Source organism: Radiobacillus kanasensis (assembly GCF_021049245.1).
Lineage (GTDB): Bacteria > Bacillota > Bacilli > Bacillales > Amphibacillaceae > Radiobacillus > Radiobacillus kanasensis.
The window spans coordinates 1038576-1062431 of record NZ_CP088020.1; the positions used below are offsets into that span (position 1 = coordinate 1038576).

The following is a 23856-nucleotide window of genomic DNA, read 5'->3' on the forward strand; positions in this document are numbered from 1 at the left end:
AAAGGAGCCCTTAGGATGAAGTCTTCCTACGATTAGCGGATTAGTTGTACTGTTTCCACAGAAAGTGGCTATCCGCAACGGAAAACAATCTAGTCTGGGTTCCTTTTTTTATGAAGAGAAAGTGATCTGGGTTTTTCATATATTAAGAAATTTTACCGTTCTTCTAACAATTAGATTAAAATATAGGACAAAAGCAGTAGATTTTGACAAACTTTTTAAAGAAAATGTAATCATCCTGTCCTCGTTTATAAGAGGAAAGTCGGGTATTGTATACATAGTATAAACTAATGATTATTGGAGACTATTGTGATGTTTAGTGTCTTTATCTATAAGTGCTTGTACAAAAAGGAGGATGAAAATCGCAAAGACATTCAAGGCGGCCCAGCTTTGAGTACCGGAATGTATGTTTATGGATACATGAGGAAGGCAACTTCAGCGAATGCACTTCTTTTGCTGCCTTTTAACGAGGTATCTTACTTCCTTGAATTGCTTGGAGACAAGGGTGCACCGTTCTTCAGAGAAGCAAGCAAACGCAGAATTTCAAAGCGATTTTCACCGGACTTTTTGAACATCTTATATAAATTTTGTAAGTTTTATCTAATCGAACGCCTAGAAACACCCATAAACAATCTCTCAAGTTCGAAATATATAACAGCTGGAGGGGATGACAGTTGATTACGAACCGGTTCCGAAAAACTAGCAATGATTCCCTAGCTAGCCAGGTTCATCTTGTCCAGCAAGGTGATACAGAGCTTCAAAATCAGCTGATTGATGCTTATAAGCCATTTATTGCTAAAGCCGTCTCGGAAGTTTGTAAACGATATATAGATCCTACAATAGACGATGAGTTTAGCATCGGTTTATCTGCGTTTAATGAGGCAATGCTCGCCTATTCCTCTGATAAGGGAAGCGCTTTTCTTTCCTTTGCTAAATTAGTCATCAAACGAAAAGTGATAGACTACATTAGGCACGACCAAACTAGACTAGTGGCTGCATCTTTGGATGAAACCTATGATGAAGAGCAGATGGATAATCCATTAGAGATTAGCGCAGCGAAAGCCATTCATCAGGAGGAAATCGATCAATGGCATAGAAGAGAGGAATTACTGGAGTTAGAGCTTAAGTTAAGAGAGTACAAAATTTCCTTTAAAGAATTAACGGTTATTTCACCGAAACACCAAGATGCTCGAGAATCTGCTATTGAAGTTGCTAGACTTTTGTATGAGGATTCTGAGTTAAGGGAGTATGTTTATAAGAAAAGGAAGATTCCAATTAAGTCCCTTGTAGATCGAGTAAAAGTAAGTAAAAAAACGCTAGAGCGAAATAGAAAGTACATTCTAGCCATTTTCATCATATTAAGCGAGGATTTTCTTTATCTCCGTGACTATTTGAAGGGGGTGGGGCAGTGAAAAAAGGCGTTGTCATCAAGCACCATCTTAGGTACACCATTGTCCTTAGGCGAGATGGTTCCTTTGTAAAAGCGAAACCAATTAAAGAAAAAAGAGTTGGAGCCGAGGTTACTTATGAAGAAAAGGAAGCTCATAAGCTGGGCTCCCTTTTGCATGATAAGCCTGCAACCGGCTTTAGGCTCGTTGCAATGGTCATGGTTCTCTTACTAATCGCGTCGCCTCTTTATTTATGGAACACCCAAAATCGTGCTTATGCCTATGTGAGTATCGATATTAATCCGAGTGTGGAGTTGGAAGTAAATAAAGATATGGAAGTAATCGGTATTCATGCGGTTAATGAAGATGCGAAAACTTTAATTACCATGCTTGGAGAATGGGAAGATAAACCGGTCGACCAGATTACCGGTCAGATTGTCCAAATTAGTAAAAAAGAAGACTGGTTATCAGAAGAGAAAACAGTGCTTATCGGAATTTCTTATGAAGAAAGTGGAAAAAAGGAAGCATACGTGACAAAAGTGTTGGATGATTATTTTAAGAAAACAGAGAATCAGGTATTAACTGTTGCTATTTTCGAGGTTCCAAAAGAAATTCGAGTCCAGGCTCAAGAACAAAAAAAATCCATGAACGAAGTTATGGCTGCATCCTTACCTAGTATGGCAAAATCAGCTTTATTGGACCAGGTGGATGATCAAGAAAGAGAAGTTATTCGAACTTATTTTAATTATAAAAAGCAAACGGTAGAGAAAGAGAAGGCGATCCAAACGAAAAAGGACATTAAAAAGAATCAAGAAAAATCGACTTCTACTGAAAAGAAACAGGATCAAAACATAGAACATTCATCAAGTAAGCAAGAGACAAATAAAGCCAAAAAAACACCAAGTCAGGATACAAAGAATTCATCCAACCCGAAACAAGATCAAAAGAAGAAAGAAAAAACAAAACAAAAACAAGAAAAGAAACAGGAGAAGAAATCCACTCCTCCAGCTTCTGAGAAAGATCGTCATTCTGTCATACCAGAATTAGATATTGATGAAGAAGCCATTCGTAAAGCCATACTGGAATGGCAAAAAAATCCGAATGTCATTCCACCTATATTAGAGCAATTGCCGGAACAAATTAGAAAAGAATTGGGAATTGAATTAGATTCGAAAATAGATTCAGATTCTCTGGATGATTTATTCGATTTAATAGATCGATAGCTTCTGTCCAATGTGGGCGGGAGCTTTTTTTTTACCTATAAATGTGAATGTTGATAAAATGACTTGAGCGTCGGTAAATGGTTTTGAACAGATAAATTAAAATGAACACGGATAACATGACTCAACGCTCGCTGATTTCAGTAACGAAGACCGATACAACTTGTGATACCATATTCAGCTAAGAGCCCGTTGCACACCTAAAACTAAAGAGAGTGTCTAATAAAAAATCTAGAAATTAGACAAATTGACAAAATAATCTGAAACAATTTGTTGATTGTATGGCATTGCAGTACAATAAAATTAAGGTTAAACAAAACACGTTATGAGGTGAAAGCATGAACCAACCCCGAATTGGAATTGTTGGTTTAGGGGGGATTGCGCAAAAGGCGTACTTACCAACCCTTACAAAAGAAACAAAATGGAAGCTAGTAGGAGCTTTTTCTCCAAATAAAGAGAAGAGGGATCGCATATGTGCGGAATATAGGATGACTAGCCTAGACAGCTTAGAAGCTCTAAGTCAACAGGTCGATGCTGCTTTTGTACATAGTTCCACATCTACTCACCATTCCATCGTTAAATATTTATTAGAGCAAGGGGTGGATGTGTATGTCGATAAGCCTCTTGCCGCTACGGTTGAAGAAGCGGAAGAGCTAGTTGAAATTAGTGAACGATTAAATCGAAAGCTTATGGTAGGTTTTAACCGCCGTTTTGCACCACTTTATCGGAAAGCGAAGGGGCTTGCGCCAGATTATGTGTGGGTCCATATGGAAAAGCATCGCATGAATGGCGTAGGTCCAAATGATGTATCCTTTACAATGCTTGATGATTATCTTCATCTTGTCGATACACTCCGTTGGTTAGGTCAAAGTGAATTACAGATTGCAAATCACTTTGTTCAAACCAATGAGAAGGATCAGCTTGTCTTTGCCAAACATACGTATCAAAATGAACATGCTATATTTTCTTCAGCTATGCATCGGGAGTCTGGTTCAGGTTTAGAAAAGTTAGAGATATTCGGGATGAATCAGATTGTCCGTGTTGAAAACTTAACTCGGTTAGAAGTAGAACGAAACAATCAAGTCCACGTAACGGAACCAGGGTCTTGGGACACGTTATTAAAGGTTCGAGGATTCGAAGATAGTGTCCTTCATTTCATCGACAGTATCACGAACAACAAGAAACCAATAGTGGATGGCCAGGAAGCTCTTCGATCTCAGCAACTGCTTCATCAATTAGTAACTGAATTGGTGCATCACTAAGGAGAGGGATAAAGATGGCAAAACTAGACTTATCACAATTTGAGAAAAAACTAATTGTGCGAAATATTGAAGAAAAAGATATTAATCAAATCATTGCACTCCAGCTTATTTGTTTTCCGAATATGGAGCCATGGAAAGAAGAGCACCTCCATAGTCATTTAAAGCACTTTCCAGAAGGACAATTTTGTGTGGAGTATGATGGGAAAATCATCGGAAGCTGTTCGAGCCTTATTGTGAACTTTGATGAGTATGATGATAAACATACATGGGATGACATTACCGATGGAGGTTATATAACCAATCATAATTCAGAGGGGTACAACATGTATGGCATTGAAGTCATGGTTGACCCGAATTTCCAAGGGATGAAGATCGGGAAGCGTCTTTATGAGGCAAGAAAGAAGTTAGCGAGAGAACTGAACTTGAAAAGTATTATTATCGGGGGAAGAATTCCGAACTATCATAAATATGAGGAGAAGCTGACACCGAGGGAATATGTAGAAGAGGTTAGTAACAAAAACATCTTTGACCCTGTGTTAACGTTCCAAATTATGAATGGATTCTCGGTAATGAGAATCAATCCAGGTTATTTACCCGATGATCGTCAGTCTGCTAAATATGCAACCTTGATGGAATGGAACAATATAGATTATCAAGCGCTGACAAAGCGGCACTTCAAAACAGCGTTTCCTGTTCGAATCACCGTCATTCAATACATGATGAAGGATATTGAATCGTTTGAGGAATTCGCTAGACAAGTGGAATACTACGTGGATGTAGCGTATGATTTCGGATCAGATTTTGCCGTATTTCCTGAAATTTTCACAACTCAGCTCATGTCTTTCTTAGAGGAAAAAGTACCTTCCAAGGCCGTTCGAAAGCTATCCGAATACACGGAGGAATATATTGAATTGTTCACAAAGCTTGCGGTCAAATACAACGTGAATATAATTGGTGGTTCTCATTTCGTAGAAGAGGATGATCATATGTATAATATTGCTTATCTTTTCCGACGAGATGGAACAATCGAAAAACAATATAAGTTACATGTTACCCCGAATGAAAAAATGTGGTGGGGCATCCAACCTGGTGATGCGGTTAGGGTGTTTGATACAGATTGTGGAAAAATTGCGATTCAGGTTTGTTATGACATCCAGTTCCCAGAATTGTCACGTTATGCGGCAGATCAAGGTGCAAACATTATATTTGTTCCTTTCTGTACAGATGACCGTCAAGGGTATTTACGCGTTCGCTACTGTGCTCAGGCAAGAGCGATTGAAAATCAAGTTTATACGGTAATTGCTGGAACAGTAGGGAACCTTACTCAAGTGGAAAACATGGACATTCAGTATGCGCAGTCCGGTATTTTTACACCTTCTGATTTTGAATTTGCCAGAGACGGTATTGTTGGGGAATGTCATCCAAATATCGAGACGGTAGTTGTAGGAGATGTGGACTTAGAAATTTTGCGTCGACAACGCAAAACCGGTACCGTTCGTCAACAGCGTGATCGGAGAAAAGACTTGTTTGAGCTACGATACAAAAAAGCTCGTAAGAATGAATAGGGACTGAGAACCGAGTCAAAGGAGGCTCGGTTTTTCTCTGCTTTTAGAAGTGGAATATTCTAACTTTTTCTTCTTAGAATCGTGATATAATGGGGAAAAAGATCGTAGGGGTTAAGAACGATGATTGATGAGACAAGACGCCTTAAAACACTAAAAACGATAGCAGAACTATTAAATCAATCGACTAATAAAAGTGATATGGTCCATGAAGTACTTCGACAATTAATAGAGATTACTCATTTTGAAGCAGGCTGGTTTTTTCTAGAAGAAGATCAACATGTGAAGTATGCAGCATCTCATCAGCTGCCGGCAGCTTTGAGCCATCGTCAGTACGAACCGATGTGCAGTGAGGATTGCTACTGTATTTCTCGATATAAAAGAGGAGCCTTAACGAAGGCTACAAGTATTATTGGCTGTAAACGACTTGAAAAGGCACGACAAGAGGGAAGAACGGATACTAATGGAATCTCCCATCACGCAACCGTTCCATTGCGAACGAATAAACGATCATATGGTCTTCTAAATGTTGCATCACCCAACCAAACAACTTATAACGAACAGGAGCTTGACTTGTTGGAAGGATTAGCCCTACAAATTGGGACGGCGCTGGAACGAATTGAACGATTTGAAGAAGAGGAAAAGCGTGTTGCGCAACTGACCCATTTACATACGGTTATTCAAGAGCTGCAGAAAGCAAGAACGAGAAAAGAGCTTTTGAAAGCATTAGAAACACAATTATTTCTAATGCTTCCACATATTCAGATTCACTGGACTAAACCACAGGAAGCGGAATATTTGGAAGGCGAATTTGGTGCTTCTCAAAAAGTCTGGATCGTTCGGGAGAGCGCTTTTACGCAAATTGAAAAAGAAGTCTTTACACTCTTCATGGAATATGTGGACGTCATTTATTTACACATTCAGCTGGAAGAAAAGGAAAGAGAAATTGTGAAAGGACAAGAGCGATCAAAGCTGGCACAGGATTTACACGATTCGGTTAATCAGCTTTTGTTTTCTGTAGCCTTAACTTCAAAAGCCACTTTAATGCAGGTGGAGGATGAAAAAATAAAAGAACAAGTGGAGTACGTTCATCAGTTAGCCTCCCAGGCGCTAACGGAAATGCGGGAGGTCGTAGCCAACCAGAGACCACAAGCGCTAGAAAAAGGACTCGTTCATGCACTGGTCAAATATGGAAAAGGAATTGGAATCGATATCGAATGTGAAACAGTTGGAACAAGTTCTATTCCATACATTGTAGAAGAAACCTTATGGAGAGTGGGGCAAGAAGCGATCCATAATATTAACAAACATGCTGATGTAAAAGAGGCAAGGATTTATATGGCACGTAAAGAAGCGGCTGTACGTTTACATATCATCGATGAAGGGAGAGGGATGAGTCTAGACCACGCTTATCAGCTTTCCTTTGGTTTACAAGGGATGAAAGATCGGATTGAAATGCTTGGGGGATCGATGCAATTGGAAAGCAAAATTGGGGAAGGGACAACCATAAATGTTTATATCCCATTGGAGGAACAATCATGACGATAAAATTATTATTAGCAGACGACCATCAGGTTGTCCGAAAAGGACTCGTGTTCTTCTTTCAAACACAAAATGATATGGAAGTGTTAGGCGAAGTATCAAGCGGAAAAGAGGTTATTACTTTTCTTGAATCCCAAGAGGTTGATGTCCTGTTATTAGATATTCAAATGCCGGAAATGGACGGGATTGAAGCAGCCAGTCAAATCAAACAACAGTTCCCGGAAGTGAAAATTGTAATCCTGACAAGTTTCTCTGATTATGATACGGTCATTCCAGCCGTTAAAGCAGGAGTGGAAGGCTACCAGTTAAAGACGATTGACCCGGATGATTTAGCGGATGTGATTCGTGCTGTGCATAATGGAGAAAATGCAATCGATCCTCAAGCTGCTAAAGAATTGATTCGACATGTTAGCACGGGAAATGCTTCTGAGGAACAGCATCGTTTGCAAGAACTAACAAATCGGGAGTTAGATGTTCTAAAAGAGATTATGAAAGGCAAGAGTAACAAAGAAATTGCATCTTCTTTATTTATTACCGAAAAAACAGTCAAAACGCATGTGTCCAATGTGTTAGCGAAACTAGAGGTGCATGACCGAACACAAGCTGCACTTTTTGGAATTAAATATGTAAGCAATAAATAGAGCGTGACGCATCACGCTCTATTTTTCATTTCATAAACCAGGTGAATGCCGAAGTCACGACTCACCATGGTCTCTCTATACCTCCATAATGGCAGCAGGCGTTATATTGGCCATGGCATGATCGATGTAATGAAGTAGATCTTCATGTGCCCCCATAATTTCCTGCTCTCTCGTTCCATAATGAAAGGCGTGTAAGAAAATTTCTATTTTCTTGGATAGCATGTCATCCTGTGTACGAACCATAAGGACTAACAAATCATCCCATTGGCCCCACAGTGTAAAATATAACGCTTTGTCGTAATCTGCTATATACAACGTAATCGCCCCTTTCCTAAAGGGTTATTTATAGTATTTCCGACTAAGGCATTGTCATGATAGAAGTTTATAACAATACTTCCACTTCCCTTTATCTTATGTTTGTATGGGAAGTTGGTTCCTTCGCTAGTGTTTTCGAAAAAACGATCATTTCATTCGGAATTTTAGCTGTTTTTTCTTTCCAAGAAGGTGCATAAATAAAGGAACTTGCAGCAAACTAAAAGTACTAAAGGAGGGATTTTCATGGGATTTAAAGCATGGACAGTAGCGGTTATTTCCGCCTTGGCTTTAGTTGGTTGTCAAAATAATACAGATCAAGATTTTGGGCAAAATGATAACATTGGTGTCGAGCAAACCAGGTTTGGTTCCTACACGGATTATCCTACATCTGAAGGGGACAATGATGTTTTACGACATGATAATGGTTTAGATTATGAAACCGATAATACGAATTATAATAATCAAGCCGTTCCGGAGCGTCGTCTCGATGAAAATGGCAATAATAATAATCAGTATGATGTAAGCGAACGTGCAGCAGAACGAATTACAAGACAACTTCAATCCGTAGATAACGCGTATGTGCTGACATTAGAGGAAAATGCCTTCGTAGCTGTAGAGGGTGATAAGCAACAAAACGGAGAAGAGCGAGTGGAGAACCAGATTAGAGACCTGGTAAGGGCGACAGACCGCAACATAAACAATGTTTATATATCCATGAACCCGGATTTCGTGGACTTAGCAAAAAACTATACGGAAAACGTTCGGGATGGAGAACCAATTGCCGGTTTCTTTGAACAATTCGGTTCGATGATGGAGCGGATTTTCCCGGAAGCTCATTAGCAAAAAGCGTAGGCTTTCGGTTAGGTGGACAGGAGCTGGACGTGGCACCCCTGATTGATAGACAAACCAGGCTAATTTTATAATTCGTAATAAGTTAAAAAAGGCTATCAATCGTGTGATTGGTAGCCTTTTTACAAATTCAATAAATTGCTACAACACCCATTCTGTGTTATATTAATGTCACTAATCCCGATAAAACATAGTGTAATACTATGAATTAAAAAATGGGGAGAGGAGCACATATAATGGGCCGTGAATTTATCGACTTGTTTAATGATTGGGCAGAATCTTATGATCAAACCGTTACCGGTCACGATCCACAGTATCGTGACGTCTTTGATAAATATGATACAATATTGGAAGAGGTTGCTTCACAAGCGGATGGAAACGTATTGGAGTTTGGAGTTGGAACCGGAAATCTTTCAAAGAAGCTGATGGATAAAGGTCATTATGTAATTGGTGTCGAGCCTTCTCGTGCAATGAGAGAGGAAGCGAGTGCCAAATATCCAAATCTAACGATACATGATGGTGATTTTTTATCTTTTCCTAAACTAGAAGAACCTATTTCTACTATTGTTAGTACGTATGCCTTTCATCATCTAACAGATGAGGAAAAAGGAAAGGCGTTAGCAGGGTTTAGAGAGCTCTTACCAATCGGTGGAAAAGTTGTGTTTGCAGACACTGCCTATGAGTCAGAGGAAACCAAACAGACAATCTTTGAAGAAGCAAAGGAACAAGGGTTTAAAGATTTGCTTTACGATCTTTCAACGGAGTACTACCCGATGCTATCTGTACTAGAGGAGCTTTTCGAATCGAATGGATTCAACGTTTCCTTCCAAAAAATGAACAAATTCGTTTGGCTTATGGTAGCCGAGAAAATTTCGTAAGGGAGAGGTTTGCATGGTACAAAAAATGAACGTAGAAAGCTTTAACCTAGATCATACAAAAGTAAAAGCACCTTATGTCAGACTAGTGGGCGTAACGACTGGTCAAAGTGGAGATAAAGTATATAAATATGATATTCGTTTCAGTCAACCAAATAAAGAACACATGGATATGCCTGGACTGCATTCTATTGAACACCTGATGGCAGAAAATATTCGTAATCATATTGATGACGTTTTAGACATTGGACCTATGGGCTGTCAAACAGGCTTTTATTTAGCCATTTTGAACAATGATAGCTACGACGATATTCTAGAAGCATTGGAAAAAACATTAAACGATGTATTGGAAGCTACAGAAGTTCCAGCATGTAATGAAGTACAATGCGGCTGGGCTGCTAACCACAGTTTAGAAGGTGCCAAAGATATTGCCGCACGTATGCTAGAAGGTAAAGACGAATGGCATATCGTATTTGCGGAGTAGAGGGATAACCATATGGCTGTTTATAAAAATGCTCAACAGTTAATCGGAAATACGCCGTTAGTGGAATTAACAAAGTTCCCCCTTCCTGAGGGGGTTCGTTTGTTTGCAAAGCTAGAGTTTTATAATCCAGGTGGTAGTGTGAAGGATCGTCTTGGCCAGGAATTAATTCAAGATGCGCTTGATACAGGAAAACTTTCCCCAGGGGGGACGATCATTGAACCAACCGCAGGAAATACAGGAATCGGACTGGCACTTGCTGCTATCGATAAAAATGTGTCGGTTATTTTTTGCGTACCGGAGCAATTTAGTAAAGAGAAACAAGAGTTGATGAAAGCGTTAGGAGCCCAAATTGTTCATACGCCAACTAGTCAAGGAATGCGTGGAGCGATTGCAAAGGCCGAAGAGCTCGTAAAAGAAATTCCAAATAGCTATTCGCCTCAACAATTTGGTAATCCTGCAAACCCTAGAACGTATTACAAAACACTCGGACCAGAAATCTGGAATGATTTAAATGGGGAAGTAGATGTATTCCTTGCTGGAGCTGGTACAGGCGGAACGTTTATGGGTACCGCCACGTATCTAAAAGAAATGAATCCGAATGTGAAAACAGCAATCGTGGAGCCTGAAGGTTCTGTAATCGCTGGTGGGGAGTCTGGACCGCATAAAACCGAGGGAATTGGAATGGAATTTTTACCAGACTATATGGATCGCTCTTATTTCGATGAAATTCATACGATTACCGATGAAGACGCATTTGACATGGTAAAAGAACTGGCGAAACGAGAAGGACTTCTAGTAGGAAGTTCATCAGGCGCAGCTTGTGTAGCCGCATTAAAAGAAGCGGAAACAGCGAAGCCAGGAACTACGATTGTAACGATTTTCCCAGATTCAAGTGAACGATATTTGAGTAAGCAGATTTATCAAGGAGGGATTTAAGTGAAGCCAAAAACAAAAATGATTCACGGAGGAACCGTAACTGGTGATGAACAAACAGGTGCTGTTTCTGTTCCCATTTACCAAGTAAGTACGTATAAGCAGGATGCAGTTGGTCAACACAGAGGGTATGAATATTCTCGTACAGGTAATCCAACACGCCACGCTTTAGAAACACTGATCGCTGATTTAGAAAATGGAAAAGCAGGCTTTGCCTTCGGTTCAGGGATGGCTGCCATTACTTCTGTCATGATGCTTTTCAATGCTGGAGATCACGTGGTGATGACGGATGACGTCTATGGTGGAACGTACCGTTTAACAACGAAGGTTTTGAATCGCTTCAATCTTGATCATACGTATGTAGATACGAGTGATCCGGCACAAGTAGAGGCCGCGATTAAACCAAACACAAAAGCTTTGTATATTGAAACACCAACGAACCCACTGTTGAAAATTACAGACCTGAAAAAAATGTCTGAGATTGCGAAAAAACATGATCTGTATTTGATCGTTGATAATACGTTTGCAACGCCTTACTGGCAGCAACCAATTGACTTTGGTGCAGACATTGTTCTTCACAGTGCAACGAAATATATCGGAGGGCATAGTGATGTCGTGTCCGGATTAGTCGTAGTGAATTCTGATAAGCTCGCAGAAGATCTCCACTTTGTACAAAATTCTGTAGGTGGTGTACTTGGACCACAGGATTCTTGGTTACTTATTCGTGGAATTAAAACATTAGGTCTTCGTATGGAAGCCATTGAGAAAAATACGCATGCCATCGTAGAATTTTTAGAAAAACATCCACAAGTAACCACTATTTATTACCCTGGTCTCGCAAGTCATAAAGGACATGATGTAGCGAAAGCACAGGCAGGTGGATTTGGTGGAATGATTTCTTTTGATGTGGGAAGTGCTGAAAAGGCAGATGAAGTAATTAGCAAAGCAAAATACTTTACCTTAGCGGAAAGTCTCGGGGCCGTAGAAAGCTTGATTTCGGTTCCGGCAAAAATGACGCACGCTTCGATTCCTGCGGACCGCCGCGCTGAGCTAGGAATTACCGATGGATTGATTCGTATATCCGTCGGAATTGAAGATAGCGAAGATTTAATTGAAGACTTAAAGCAAGCAATGGCATAATTGACTTGGCAGTACCTCGATAGGTACTGCTTTTTCTATCTATATAAGATTATGATAAAATAACGACGTTAAGGAAATTTTAGGAGGAATGACGAATGTCTAAGCAAGCACTAGAGTATTTGCAGTCTAACCGAGATGATTTGTTAACAAAGCTAAATGAATTTTTATCGATTCCGAGTGTGAGTACCGATAAAGTACATAAACAAGATGTGGAGAAAGCGGCCCAGTTCGTCTCCGATTATTTGAACGACATAGGTTTTGAAAAGGTGGAAGTACAACAAACGAAAGGTCATCCATTAGTGTATGGGGAATGGATGGGAGCAGGTTCTAATGCTCCAACTGTTTTGCTTTATGGTCACTATGACGTCCAACCAGCTGATCCATTAGAACTGTGGGACAGTGAGCCATTCCAGCCCGAGGTAAGAGATGGTCGCTTATATGCACGTGGTTCTAGTGATGACAAAGGACAAGTGTTCATGCACTTAGCAGTGTTTGAAGCTTATATGAAAACAGAAGGAAAACTTCCGATTAATGTGAAGGTATGCATAGAAGGAGAAGAAGAAATCGGTAGTGAAAATCTATACGAGATTCTTCAAGAGAAACAGGAGCAATTCTCTGCAGATTTTGCCGTTATCTCTGACTCAGGGATGGTTGCGAAAGGGCAACCGACAATTCTTTACGGATTAAAAGGATTCACAGGATTAGAATTCACGGTACATGGACCGTCTAGTGACCTTCATTCTGGCATGTATGGGGGAGCGGTTAAAAATCCATTAATGGCCATGTCCCATATTCTTACTTCTATGAAAAGTGAGGACGAAGTAGTACTAGTAGAAGGTTTCTACGATGGAGTGGATGAGCTTTCTGATGAAGAAAGGAAGCTGATTGCGGAAGTACCGGGAGAAGATTTTGTTCAGTCTACGGGAATTCCTGAGGTAACACCGGAGAAGGGCTACACGGCTAAAGAACATACGATGGCCCGTCCAACACTTGAGATTAATGGAATGTTTGGTGGTTATCAAGGAGAAGGAACGAAAACGATTATTCCTTCCTACGCAACAGCCAAACTAACTTCCCGCCTCGTACCAGGACAGGATCCAGAGCATGTGCAACAGCTTTTAATTGACCATATTCACAAACATACACCTAAAGGGGTTACAGTGGACATTAAGAAAGAACCACTATCGGCTAAAGCGTATAAAGTAGATCCGAATCATCCGTTAGTAGAAAAAGCTGCGCAAAGTTTTACAAAAGCGTTTGGTAAGGAAACCGTGTACGTTCGCATGGGTGGCTCAATCCCAGTTGTGGAATGGATTGAAGCGGTTTATAAAATGCCAATTGTATTATTGGGATTCGGTACACCTGAGGATCGTCTACATTCCCCCAATGAGAGCTTTCCACTCGAAAACTTTGATAAAGGGATGGAGACACTTGTTTATTATTGGCAACAAGTTCAAGAAGGTTAAAACAGTTTGTAGAGTTTGTTAAATCAAGCATTTGTGATTGACACGATGTGTGTCCACGTTATAGGATAAGGATTGCTAAAGAATCTACGAAGTAAGGAGTTGTTCTTATACTTAGTTTCGCAGTAGTTCTTATTCTATTATTGTTTATTATTCTTTACTCACGAACTTTTCCGATATCGGGGATTCCTTGTATCGATATAAATAAAGATCCACATACTCCTCACCGTGTAATGGTGGATATTCGCGACTATAATGTTGCTTCTAATGATATGATTAATGGTTCTATCTCTATACCTTTAGCGTATTTGAAACGATACCATCATGAAATTCCACGGGAAGAAGTGCATGTTATCGCATCCGACAAAATAGAACGAAATCTTGGAGTTCGAGTCTTAAGAAGTAAAGGCTTTAAGGTAACCGGTTATACATTAACGGAATGTGGATGTCAGCAAAAATAGTTTAGTTAGCCTTTGAACGCTTCGATGTTCAGGGGCTTATTTTTTTGCATTGAGCTCGCCTTCATCATTAATCCTTTCTGAACATATAGTAATAGTACTATATGAAAAGGAGAGGTCGCCCTTTGAAACAAGCGGATCATCTTGCCTTAGAGAAATCCATTGCCGAGATTACCGAGATAGCCAAAGGATTTGGCTTAGATTTTTATCCGATGCGTTATGAAATATGTCCACCTGAAATTATTTACACATTCGGTGCCTACGGGATGCCGACTCGCTTTTCACACTGGAGCTTTGGCAAGCAATTTCATAAAATGAAGCTTCAATATGACCTTGGTCTAAGCAAAATCTACGAACTTGTCATCAACTCCAACCCTTGTTATGCCTTTCTGCTTAACTCCAATTCTCTTATCCAAAACAAATTAATTGTGGCGCACGTCCTAGCCCATTGTGACTTTTTTAAAAACAATGCTAGATTTCAAAATACCAATCAAGACATGGTGGAAAGTATGTCAGCGACAGCAGAGCGAATTGCTGCTTATGAAAAAGAATATGGAATAGACGAGGTAGAATCGTTTTTAGATGCCATTTTAGCGATTCAGGAGCACATTGATCCAACTTTATTAAAGCCGCAACTAGAGTGGGAGGATGAAGAAGAGGAAGTTGATAAACAGGATGCTGGACCTTATGCAGACTTATGGGCACTTGATGAAACCAACGAAAAACCAACGAAGCCAAAACGACGTAAAAAGAAGTTTCCGCCTCACCCCGAAAAAGATTTGTTACTCTTTATCGAGGAACATAGCCGTCATCTAGAAAACTGGCAACGAGACATACTCACCATGATGCGTGAGGAGATGCTGTATTTTTGGCCACAGTTGGAAACGAAAATCATGAACGAAGGCTGGGCTTCCTACTGGCATCAACGGATCCTCCGTGAAATGGATCTGACAAGCGATGAATCTATTGAGTTTGCGAGTTTAAATGCAGGGGTCGTGCAGCCCTCCAAAACACAAATAAATCCGTACTACCTTGGAGTCAAAATGTTTGAAGACATTGAAGAGCGGTTTAACAACCCAACTGAAGAAATGAAACGATGGGGAGTGGAACCAGGGTCAGGAAGAGAAAAGATATTTGAAGTAAGAGAAATAGAATCCGATATTTCCTTCTTACGTAATTATTTGACGAAGGATTTTGTAGAACGAGAGGACCTTTACTTATTTGAAAAACAAGGGAATGAGTATAAGGTGACCGATAAAAGTTGGGAAAATGTCCGTGATCAACTCATTGCAATGCGTGTGAATGGTGGATTCCCATTTATTACAGTTCAAAATGGGGATTACTTGTTTAATGGGGAGCTTTACTTGAAGCACCACTTTGAAGGAGTGGAACTGGATCTCACTTATTTAGAAAAAACATTGCCTTACATTTATCAGCTCTGGGGAAGAACTGTTCATATGGAAACGGTTATTGAGGAGCGGGAAGCGTTGTTTACGTATGATGGGAATAAAGTGATGAAGCAATACTTGTAAAAATGGGAGCAGACTATTCGGTCTGCTCCTTTTTCTGTGTTTGAATTTTTCTCATAAATATATGATTGACTTGCTTGCGTTTGGATTTTGGTGCCAAGACATAGACGATGTCCCCTTCTTGGAGGGTAGTGGTACCAGTTGGAGTCACTACATTATCACCTCGTATGACGGCAGATATCAGCGTATCCCTCGGCAGTTTAATTTCAGATAACATCTTATTTAGCACAACGGAATGATCCTTTATAGCGATTTCGGATATTTCCGATGATGATTTTCCAATAGAAACTAATTCTAAGGTATGGGGAGAGGAAAACTTCTCCTGGCCAGATAATCCGAGATAGTCTGCTAAAGGAGAGATTGCTGCTCCTTGGACTAAGGCTGATGTGAACACGACGAAAAATACGACATTAAATAGGAGCTGGCTATTTTCTAATCCAGCAATCATCGGATACGTCGCTAGCACAATTGGTACAGCCCCTTTTAAGCCTGATATCGATAAGAAAATTTTATCCGCTACGGAAAATTTCATGTTTATCGTACTTAAGAAGACCCCGATAGGTCTTGCTACCAAAATGAGTAGTAAGGAAAGAATAATCCCTTGCCAAAATATGTCTAGCAATTGACTTGGGAAAACTAATAGACCTAATAAAATGAACATAAGAATCTGCATCATCCAAGCGAAGCCTTCATTAAATCGGAATATGGAATGACGGTAGGTCAGATCAGAATTTCCGACTAATAAAGCCATGATATAGACCGCTAAAAAGCCACTACCTTGGAGGAAACTTGTGAGGCTATAGGTTAGGATAGCGAATCCTAAAGCTAAAATAGGATAAAGACCAGAGGAATCTAAGTTAATTTTATTAATGCTCCATACGGTAACTTTCCCCATTATTAAGCCCATTGCTAACCCGAATCCCATTTGCCATAAAAATCTTAGAGTAATCCCAAGAATGTTTAGCTCAGGAGATTGGATCAAGGAAATGAAGGAAACGGTTAGGAATATAGCCATCGGATCATTGGTCCCGGACTCTGCCTCAAGTGTTGATCCTAGTTTCTGTTTTATATTTTTATTCCCGATTACTGCAAATACTGCAGCTGCATCGGTTGAGCCTACAATCGCTCCAAATAGAAGTCCTTCTAACCATGGTAGGTCCAAAATGTACTTGGCAAATACTCCGATGACTACGGTAGTGACAAGCACACCGATAGTCGCTAGAGAAAGGGAGGGTTTAATCACCTTTCTAATATTCGGCCAATTGCTTTGCATTCCACCTTCGAAGAGGATAACAACTAGTGCAAGGATCCCAAATAATTGAGTAAGTAAGGCATTGTCATAGTAAATGAAATTAGAAAGAATCATGCCAACCATGATGTAAAAAACAAGAGAAGGGAGACCGAGTCGTGAGGAGAATTTTGTAGTCAAGACACCAATAATAAGCAAAATAGAGATAAGTATAAAGGAATTATTTATGTTTTCCACTTCGTGTTATCACCCCTTTTCCTTAGGAACTTACTACTTTATTATATCAAATTGAAATTTCAAAGAGTAATATTACACCTTGTTCTCATCGACCATTTCGTTTTCGTTCATTGGACTTTCTTATTTTCATTATCCTTGTCGGTGGCTGTTTACGAATCCACTTTATGAAGCGAGAAAGCTGATCATCTTGCCGCAAATCTTCTAACGATGTTAAGCGAATGGCAATTTCATCATTTGTATAAAGGGCATGAATTTGCTTATGGCAAGGAATGCAGAGGTTTGCTGTAGCTCCAAATGTTCCTCCTTTTTCTTTTGGAAGTAGATGGTGTACAGTCGTTTTCACTTCATCACGTCCACAAAGTTCACAATAGTCTTTCTTCAATATGCTATCCCCTTTCCAACATTCACCTAAGAAAAAAATGAAGTAACATAACTCTAATCTGAATGGTAGACGGTCCTCTTGTAAAAACTACTCTACATGTAAATCTTCAAGAGGTGCTTCTATGAAATCAAATCAAAGCAATCAGAATCGGAATAAGATTGCACAAATTAGTGTTTTTGGAACAACCCAAATCCATTTAAGGAATCCCTATATAATTGCACTTTGGTCCGTTGCTTTTCCTGGATATGGTCATTTGTTGTTATCCAAGTATTTACGTGGTTATAGTTTAGTTCTATGGGAGATTTTTATTAATCAAAGCACGCATTTAAATCTTGCCATGGTCTATTCGTTTACAGGTGACATTGAATCCGCCAAAGAAGTATTAAATCTTCGATATATGCATCTATATATTCCCGTTTATATATTTGCCATTTGGGACAGCTATCGTACGACAGTGGATTTAAATAAAATTTATCTGCTTGGTGAGAAGGAAGTATCGTCTATGCAAAAAGTAATACTTAAACCGTTTGAAATCAATTACCTCGATAAAAGAAGACCACTTGTCGCAACGCTTTGGGCTATGACTATCCCTAGTGTGGGGCAGTTATATAACCATAGAATATTTGGGGCTATTTTCACCCTCGCCATTACAGTAGTATTTATGCACTTTTCACATTTTCTTGAGGGTTTTCATTATTTACTCCTAGGAGATGTACAAAAATCTACGGAGGTATTAAGAGCCCAATGGCTTCTCTATCTCCCTTCGTTTTACTTTTTTACAATCTATGATTCCTATATGAATACGGTTGAAAACAATAAGCTTTTTGAAGTGGAACAAAAAAAATACTTGAAAAATTGTTATCAACCAAAAGGATTCACCGTTAAGAAAGGTGTGAAAGTAAATTAATATGCAGGTTTTTGCAACCTTTGACCATTCCGACTATGTAGAACTTGCCATTCGAAAACTTGAACAAGAGGGATTCTGTGACATTTTTGCAGTTCCGTTAGATAAACGAACAGAGGGTGCAAAAATCTTTGATACGCTCCACCAATCAGATGGGATTTCTCTTATTAATAAAGGAATGTTTCTTGCTGTCATTTTTTCCGTGATTTTATCTAGTAGAGGTTTTGAATTGGATTGGGGACCCATTATTTGGGGCTTGATTGGTGCTGGTGGAGGGTTTGTTTTAGGTTTTTTGATTGATTTCATTATCGTGGCTATAAAGAGAAGGAACAAAAAGACGACAAAAGGAAAGCAAGCTGACTTAATTCTTATTGTTACTTGTGAGGACATACAAGGAAAACAAGTGGAAGAAATTTTATGGGATTATCTAGCGTTGGGCGTTGCCAAGGTAAAACAGCAGTAAAACTCCCTTATGGACACTTGATAAAAGGAATAAATAAGAACGAAGGAGGGAAACCATGCGAAGGTTATCGGTATTGATATCCTTATTTTTACTTTTGATAGGAAGTGGATGCACGAATGAAAATGTAGATGTTGATCAAATCATGAATCAAGTTACAGAGGCACAGGAAAATCTATCCGCGTATCATGCGATTGTATCTTCAACTAGTAATTATGATGGGGAAGAAGAAACTATTCGATATGAGGAATGGATAGAGAAGCCGAACAAAAGTCGAATGGAATACGAAGATGGGTACTTAATTGTGAGTAATGGAGAGAGTACATGGATTTATAATGAACAAGCAAATGAAGTCATTGTCGAAGAAGAAATGGCTACTGGGGACATGAATCAGACAGATTTTCTAAAAGACATGATTCAAGAAATGGTCGACAATAATACCGTAGAGATCATGGGTTCTGAAGAAGTATCTGGGCGAGACGCGTATCATGTAATGTTAACTCCAAAAGACACAAAGCTTTATCAAGACAAAATGGAATTTTGGTTTGACAAAGAAACGTGGCTTCCGCTGAAGATTCATACGGGCATGGAAGGCTTTGAGACGACGATTGTATATGAAAGCATAAAGTTTAGCGAGGACCAAGATGATTCCTTATTTACCTTTGAAATACCCGATGGAACGAATGTATTAACTTCCGATGATTTTGAGGTCGAAAGTCAGTCCCCTGAAGAAATTATAGAACTAGCAACTTTTCCCGTCCCTGAAATAACCAAACTCCCTGAAAACTACGAGCTCGGTGACAGCTACTACGATCAGGAATATAGTATGGCAAACTTTGTCTATTACGATAAAGAGAACGAGTATGAGAGCATTGCTCTGATGGTAAGTGCAGACCCAGACGGTGAAATGTTACATGAAATTCCATATGAAGACGGAGAAACTGTCACGATAGATGGCAAAGAAATGACCTATATTGCCTACGAAGAGATGCAAAGCTTTATTTGGGGGGTAAATGGGATGTTGTATGATGTTACGATTATGAGCCAAGATATTTCGAAAGAAGAAGCAATGGACATTGTGAAATCTGTCGAATGATTGGGACTTGTATCCAATTTACTTTTTGATTTTAATAGTGATATACTAACATTACTATAATGAAAGGGAGTGTTATCTTCATACATGGGCGACGACGATGGTAAACAGGTCTCCAAGTTGTATCGTAAGGTGATGACTTCAAATGAAATGAAGGCTTTTTTGATTCTCGAGAAATGTGACGAGGAAATCAAAAGGAAATTGAAGCTAAAACTACAACGTAACGGATCAACTAGAGCAAAAGACATGCTTGAAAGATTGCAAAATATTTAAAAGGAAAATGACTGACCTATGGATGGTTCAGTCATTTTCTTGTTTAGTATAGGAAATTATAAAATTTGCCTGGTGTGGATAAACATACTGCAACAGCCACGTCCAGCTTCAGCACCCAGCAACTAGCGAGACTTCCCTCACCTCTGTACGATAACTGTTCGACGATAGTCGAATTTCCTTAACCTTTATTAACTAAGGAAGGCCAACTAAACCCGGGCTTTGCGCCCAACGTTGGCATACCCCTTTGAAGGGGCATGTTTCCTTTATCTCCGACGGTTCAGTCCAGTCCGTACGTGGCCCCGGCAAGGGGTCTGCAGACGTTGTCCGCAAAGGATGGTCTTAGTCTGTAATCCTTAAACCCGGGCGCTTGCGCTTTTGTTCTTTAGTATAAATTCTTTATGACATCGCTGTGGTACAATGAACAAAAACAGCACGGAGGTCAAACAGGTTGAAACCAATAATAGTAGAAGCGGTAACCCGCCAAGAAGAAAATATTTTACATAATTTGATGCAATTCTATATTTATGAATTTACGAGGTTTCAACATTCTATTAAGTTAGAAGAGAACGGTGCTTTTAAGCCATTTAATCTTAAGGATTATTGGGAAAATCCTCATTTACATGCCTTTTTCTTCAAAGTAGATGGAGAACAAATGGGGTTTGCACTGGTCGAAAGTGCTCATGAAGAGGAGCCAAATACAATGCAGGAGTTTTTTATCATGGCGAAATATGGCGGGAAAGGGTACGGCCAGAAAGCGGCTTCCCAGCTTTTTCAAAGGTTTCCCGGTAAATGGCACATTGTTCAAATCGAAAAAAACTATCCTGCACAAGCATTTTGGAGAAGCTTAACTTACCGAATGACGAATGGGGCCGTTTCAGAGCGGTATGAAAATCGGAAGTCTATTCAGGAATTCCATACAGATGATATGATTTCATAGTTCAAGAGGTTAATTGGGAACAAGGGCATACGAATATAAGGCAGACTTAGGTCTGTCTTTTTGCATGGATAAATTTCTAATATTCAAATCTTCATTTGAACATTTTAATAGGAACATGTATATTATATTCAAATGGATATTTGATTAATGGAGGGTAATCGGATGACTCGAATAGATACTTGCGATATTTATTGTTATAACGAAGAGAAGGTGCAAAGTGTTCGAAAGGCGATGGAGCAAGAAAATTTAAATAGTGTTTCCAAGATGTTCAAAGTGTTAGCAGATGAAAATAGGGCTAAGATTGCCTATGCGTTGTCCCAAGACGGTGAATTATGTGTGTGTGATATCGCTAATATCATTGGTGCAACGGTGGCGACTGCTTCTCATCACTTACGTACATTAAGTAAACAAGGAATGGTTCGCTCACGCAAGGAGGGGAAGCTTGTTTTCTATTCCATGGTGAATCCACAACTGAACATGCTGATCCAAACGGCTTTAGCCTATTCCAAAGGGGCTGAAGTTTATGCCTGAACAAACATCCAAAACGTATCGTGTACAAGGTTTTTCCTGCGCAGGTTGTGCGAATACATTTGAACAAAACGTGAAACGGCTGGACGGAGTTACGGAAGCTAGTGTGAACTTTGGTGCATCGAAAATCACGGTATATGGTCTAACATCTAGAGAAGCACTGGAAAAAGCAGGATCCTTCGAGAATTTAAAAATACTAGATGAAAAAGAAAAACAAGAGAAGCAACTTCCTTTTTGGAAACAGAAAGAAACGATAAAGGTCTATGTTTCTGCCATTTTATTGCTAGCGAGCTGGTATGTAAGTAGTGTTCTAGAAGATAGCTGGATACCGACAATTGGATATGGAGCTTCTATCGTAATAGGAGGCTATACCCTTTTCCGAAAAGGGTTGAAAAATCTATCTCGATTACAATTTGATATGAGTACCTTAATGACGATTGCCATCCTCGGAGCCGCAGCCATTGGGGAATGGGGAGAAGGAGCGACCGTTGTTATATTGTTTGCGATAAGTGAAGCACTTGAAACCTATTCGATGGATAAAGCGAGACAATCGATTGCTTCCTTAATGGATATCGCACCTAATGAAGCTTTGGTTCGCAGAAATGAGAAGGAGATTGTGCTTCGAGTTGAAGATATTCGGCTAGGCGACATAATGATCGTAAAGCCTGGTCAGAAATTAGCTATGGATGGAAAAGTTGTACGAGGAGCTTCTACTATAAATCAGGCAGCGATTACTGGTGAAAGTATTCCCGTTGCTAAAACCGTTGCGGACGAAGTGTATGCAGGTACACTGAATGAAGAAGGCCTGCTAGAGGTCGAAGTAACCAAACGAGTTGAAGATACAACATTAGCTAAAATCATTCACTTAGTAGAAGAAGCACAAGCGGAAAGAGCTCCATCTCAAGCATTTGTTGATAAATTCGCTAAGTACTATACGCCAGTAATTATTGTGATCGCCTTTCTCATAGCGACTTTACCTCCCTTGTTCACTGGTAACTGGGTGGATTGGATTTATCAGGGCTTAGCAGTTCTCGTCGTAGGCTGCCCATGTGCATTAGTCGTTTCTACTCCTGTTGCGATTGTAACCGCTATTGGAAATGCAGCAAAGAATGGAGTTTTAATTAAAGGTGGGATTCATCTTGAAACGGCCGGAGCGCTTAAAGCAATCGCTTTTGATAAGACGGGTACTTTGACGAAAGGGATACCGGTAGTAACGGAAATGGAACCGTTTGGATCTAATCGTGAGGACGTCCTTCGTATCGCTGCTTTACTAGAGAAGGGATCTCAGCACCCACTTGCTTCCGCTATTATCAGAAAAGCGGAACAGGAAAAGGTCTTAGAAATCGGTGAGGTTAAGGACTTTCAATCCGTTACGGGTAAAGGAGTTCAAGGGAATCTCGACAATATTCGTTATACATTAGGAAGTCCTAGCTTTTTGGAAACGGTACTTGGAAGAATGTCATCTAGTCAAAAATCCATTATTCAAGACCTTGAAGAGAAAGGCAATACGGTTATTGTATTAGGCTCGCAAAAGGAAATACTAGGCTGTCTTGCTATAGCTGATGAGGTAAGGGAATCCTCGAAAAGAGTTATTCAGAAGCTTTATCAAGTAGGAATAGAAAAAACAATTATGCTAACTGGAGATAATCCACGAGCGGCTCAGGCTATTGGAAATCAAATTGGTGTAACAGATATCCAAGCAGAGTTATTGCCTCAAGATAAGCTGGAAGTCATTAAGGGACTGAGGACTACTTATAAAGGTGTCGCCATGGTGGGGGATGGCATTAATGATGCACCAGCTCTAGCAGCATCTTCTGTTGGTATTGCAATGGGGGGTGCTGGGACGGATACGGCTCTTGAGACAGCAGATATTGCTCTCATGTCAGATGACTTAGAAAAACTTCCCCTTACGATGAAACTAAGTAGAAGAGCTCTTGCTATCATTAAGCAAAACATTAGCTTTTCATTGGCAATAAAGGCCGCTGCACTCCTACTTGTTATACCCGGATGGTTAACCTTATGGCTTGCGATTTTTGCGGATATGGGTGCCACCTTACTTGTTACCTTAAATAGTTTGAGGTTGTTACGAGTAAAAGAATAAGAAAGAGAAAAAAGTTGGTGCCACACGCATCAAC

General features: G+C 39.7%; 23 protein-coding genes. 20 read left to right on the plus strand and 3 right to left on the minus strand.

Annotated elements, in window-relative coordinates; all coding sequences use genetic code 11:
* Nucleotides 1-674: 674 nt before the first annotated feature.
* The 6 genes from sigI to KO561_RS05525 all read left to right on the plus strand — a co-directional run bounded on the left by sigI (nucleotide 675) and on the right by KO561_RS05525 (nucleotide 7612).
* Nucleotides 675-1409 (plus strand): RNA polymerase sigma factor SigI, encoded by a 735-nt coding sequence (gene sigI, locus KO561_RS05500; RefSeq protein WP_231097047.1) that lies wholly within the window; start codon nucleotides 675-677, stop codon nucleotides 1407-1409.
* Nucleotides 1406-2608: an anti-sigma-I factor RsgI family protein gene (locus KO561_RS05505; RefSeq protein WP_231096129.1), complete on the plus strand. Its 1203-nt coding sequence runs from the start codon at nucleotides 1406-1408 to the stop codon at nucleotides 2606-2608. The genes sigI and KO561_RS05505 overlap by 4 nt, the downstream gene beginning before the upstream one ends.
* A 335-nt stretch (nucleotides 2609-2943) precedes the next feature.
* Nucleotides 2944-3867: a Gfo/Idh/MocA family protein gene (locus tag KO561_RS05510; RefSeq protein ID WP_231096130.1), complete on the plus strand. Its 924-nt coding sequence runs from the start codon at nucleotides 2944-2946 to the stop codon at nucleotides 3865-3867.
* 14 nt (nucleotides 3868-3881) lie between these two features.
* Nucleotides 3882-5432 (plus strand): bifunctional GNAT family N-acetyltransferase/carbon-nitrogen hydrolase family protein, encoded by a 1551-nt coding sequence (locus KO561_RS05515; protein WP_231096131.1) that lies wholly within the window; start codon nucleotides 3882-3884, stop codon nucleotides 5430-5432.
* A 120-nt stretch (nucleotides 5433-5552) separates the two neighbouring features.
* The gene (locus KO561_RS05520) at nucleotides 5553-6971 is read left to right on the plus strand and encodes a GAF domain-containing sensor histidine kinase (protein WP_231096132.1); all 1419 of its coding nucleotides are present in this window, start codon (nucleotides 5553-5555) and stop codon (nucleotides 6969-6971) included.
* Complete coding sequence (locus tag KO561_RS05525; RefSeq protein ID WP_231096133.1) at nucleotides 6968-7612, plus strand: response regulator; 645 nt, start codon at nucleotides 6968-6970, stop codon at nucleotides 7610-7612. Before KO561_RS05520 ends, KO561_RS05525 begins: the two co-directional genes overlap by 4 nt.
* A gap of 75 nt (nucleotides 7613-7687) precedes the next feature.
* Here KO561_RS05525 and KO561_RS05530 read toward each other — a convergent pair whose 3' ends face one another.
* A complete protein-coding gene (locus KO561_RS05530; RefSeq protein ID WP_231096134.1) occupies nucleotides 7688-7927 on the minus strand; it encodes a YhdB family protein in 240 nt (79 codons plus the stop codon).
* A gap of 243 nt (nucleotides 7928-8170) precedes the next feature.
* Here KO561_RS05530 and KO561_RS05535 point away from each other — a divergent pair, with 243 nt between their 5' ends.
* From KO561_RS05535 to KO561_RS05570, 8 genes are all read left to right on the plus strand, one after another.
* On the plus strand, nucleotides 8171-8767 hold the full coding sequence (locus tag KO561_RS05535) for a YhcN/YlaJ family sporulation lipoprotein (RefSeq protein WP_231096135.1): 597 nt from the start codon (nucleotides 8171-8173) through the stop codon (nucleotides 8765-8767).
* A gap of 245 nt (nucleotides 8768-9012) precedes the next feature.
* Entirely contained in the window at nucleotides 9013-9654 is a 642-nt protein-coding gene (locus KO561_RS05540) for a class I SAM-dependent DNA methyltransferase (protein WP_231096136.1), read from the plus strand.
* Between the two features lie 13 nt (nucleotides 9655-9667).
* Nucleotides 9668-10135 (plus strand): S-ribosylhomocysteine lyase, encoded by a 468-nt coding sequence (locus KO561_RS05545; RefSeq protein WP_231096137.1) that lies wholly within the window; start codon nucleotides 9668-9670, stop codon nucleotides 10133-10135.
* Between the two features lie 12 nt (nucleotides 10136-10147).
* On the plus strand, nucleotides 10148-11071 hold the full coding sequence (gene cysK, locus KO561_RS05550; protein WP_231096138.1) for a cysteine synthase A: 924 nt from the start codon (nucleotides 10148-10150) through the stop codon (nucleotides 11069-11071).
* On the plus strand, nucleotides 11072-12208 hold the full coding sequence (locus KO561_RS05555; protein ID WP_269140700.1) for a bifunctional cystathionine gamma-lyase/homocysteine desulfhydrase: 1137 nt from the start codon (nucleotides 11072-11074) through the stop codon (nucleotides 12206-12208).
* A 95-nt stretch (nucleotides 12209-12303) separates the two neighbouring features.
* A complete protein-coding gene (locus KO561_RS05560; protein ID WP_231096139.1) occupies nucleotides 12304-13674 on the plus strand; it encodes a dipeptidase in 1371 nt (456 codons plus the stop codon).
* A 140-nt stretch (nucleotides 13675-13814) separates the two neighbouring features.
* Complete coding sequence (locus KO561_RS05565) at nucleotides 13815-14132, plus strand: rhodanese-like domain-containing protein (protein WP_231096140.1); 318 nt, start codon at nucleotides 13815-13817, stop codon at nucleotides 14130-14132.
* A gap of 101 nt (nucleotides 14133-14233) precedes the next feature.
* A complete protein-coding gene (locus tag KO561_RS05570) occupies nucleotides 14234-15661 on the plus strand; it encodes a SpoVR family protein (protein WP_231096141.1) in 1428 nt (475 codons plus the stop codon).
* Nucleotides 15662-15674: 13 nt separating this feature from the next.
* Here the strand turns inward: KO561_RS05570 and KO561_RS05575 are convergent, their stop codons facing one another.
* On the minus strand, nucleotides 15675-17144 hold the full coding sequence (locus KO561_RS05575) for a potassium/proton antiporter (protein ID WP_231096142.1): 1470 nt from the start codon (nucleotides 17142-17144) through the stop codon (nucleotides 15675-15677).
* A gap of 85 nt (nucleotides 17145-17229) precedes the next feature.
* Nucleotides 17230-17526 carry an HNH endonuclease gene (locus KO561_RS05580; protein ID WP_231096143.1) on the minus strand — a complete coding sequence of 99 codons (297 nt, stop codon included), beginning with the start codon at nucleotides 17524-17526 and terminating at the stop codon, nucleotides 17230-17232.
* 121 nt (nucleotides 17527-17647) lie between these two features.
* On the opposite strand from KO561_RS05580, the gene KO561_RS05585 reads away from it, so the two are divergent.
* The 6 genes from KO561_RS05585 (at nucleotide 17648) to KO561_RS05610 (ending at nucleotide 23822) form a co-directional block, all read left to right on the plus strand.
* A complete protein-coding gene (locus KO561_RS05585) occupies nucleotides 17648-18433 on the plus strand; it encodes a hypothetical protein (protein WP_231096144.1) in 786 nt (261 codons plus the stop codon).
* A gap of 1 nt (nucleotide 18434) precedes the next feature.
* Nucleotides 18435-18893: a hypothetical protein gene (locus KO561_RS05590; protein ID WP_231096145.1), complete on the plus strand. Its 459-nt coding sequence runs from the start codon at nucleotides 18435-18437 to the stop codon at nucleotides 18891-18893.
* 55 nt (nucleotides 18894-18948) lie between these two features.
* Entirely contained in the window at nucleotides 18949-19986 is a 1038-nt protein-coding gene (locus tag KO561_RS05595) for an outer membrane lipoprotein-sorting protein (RefSeq protein WP_231096146.1), read from the plus strand.
* Between the two features lie 718 nt (nucleotides 19987-20704).
* Entirely contained in the window at nucleotides 20705-21193 is a 489-nt protein-coding gene (locus KO561_RS05600; protein ID WP_231096147.1) for a GNAT family N-acetyltransferase, read from the plus strand.
* A gap of 162 nt (nucleotides 21194-21355) precedes the next feature.
* The gene (locus tag KO561_RS05605) at nucleotides 21356-21724 is read left to right on the plus strand and encodes an ArsR/SmtB family transcription factor (RefSeq protein WP_231096148.1); all 369 of its coding nucleotides are present in this window, start codon (nucleotides 21356-21358) and stop codon (nucleotides 21722-21724) included.
* Nucleotides 21717-23822, plus strand: coding sequence for a heavy metal translocating P-type ATPase (locus tag KO561_RS05610; protein WP_231096149.1), 2106 nt, complete (start codon nucleotides 21717-21719; stop codon nucleotides 23820-23822). The genes KO561_RS05605 and KO561_RS05610 overlap by 8 nt, the downstream gene beginning before the upstream one ends.
* Nucleotides 23823-23856: the final 34 nt, after the last annotated feature.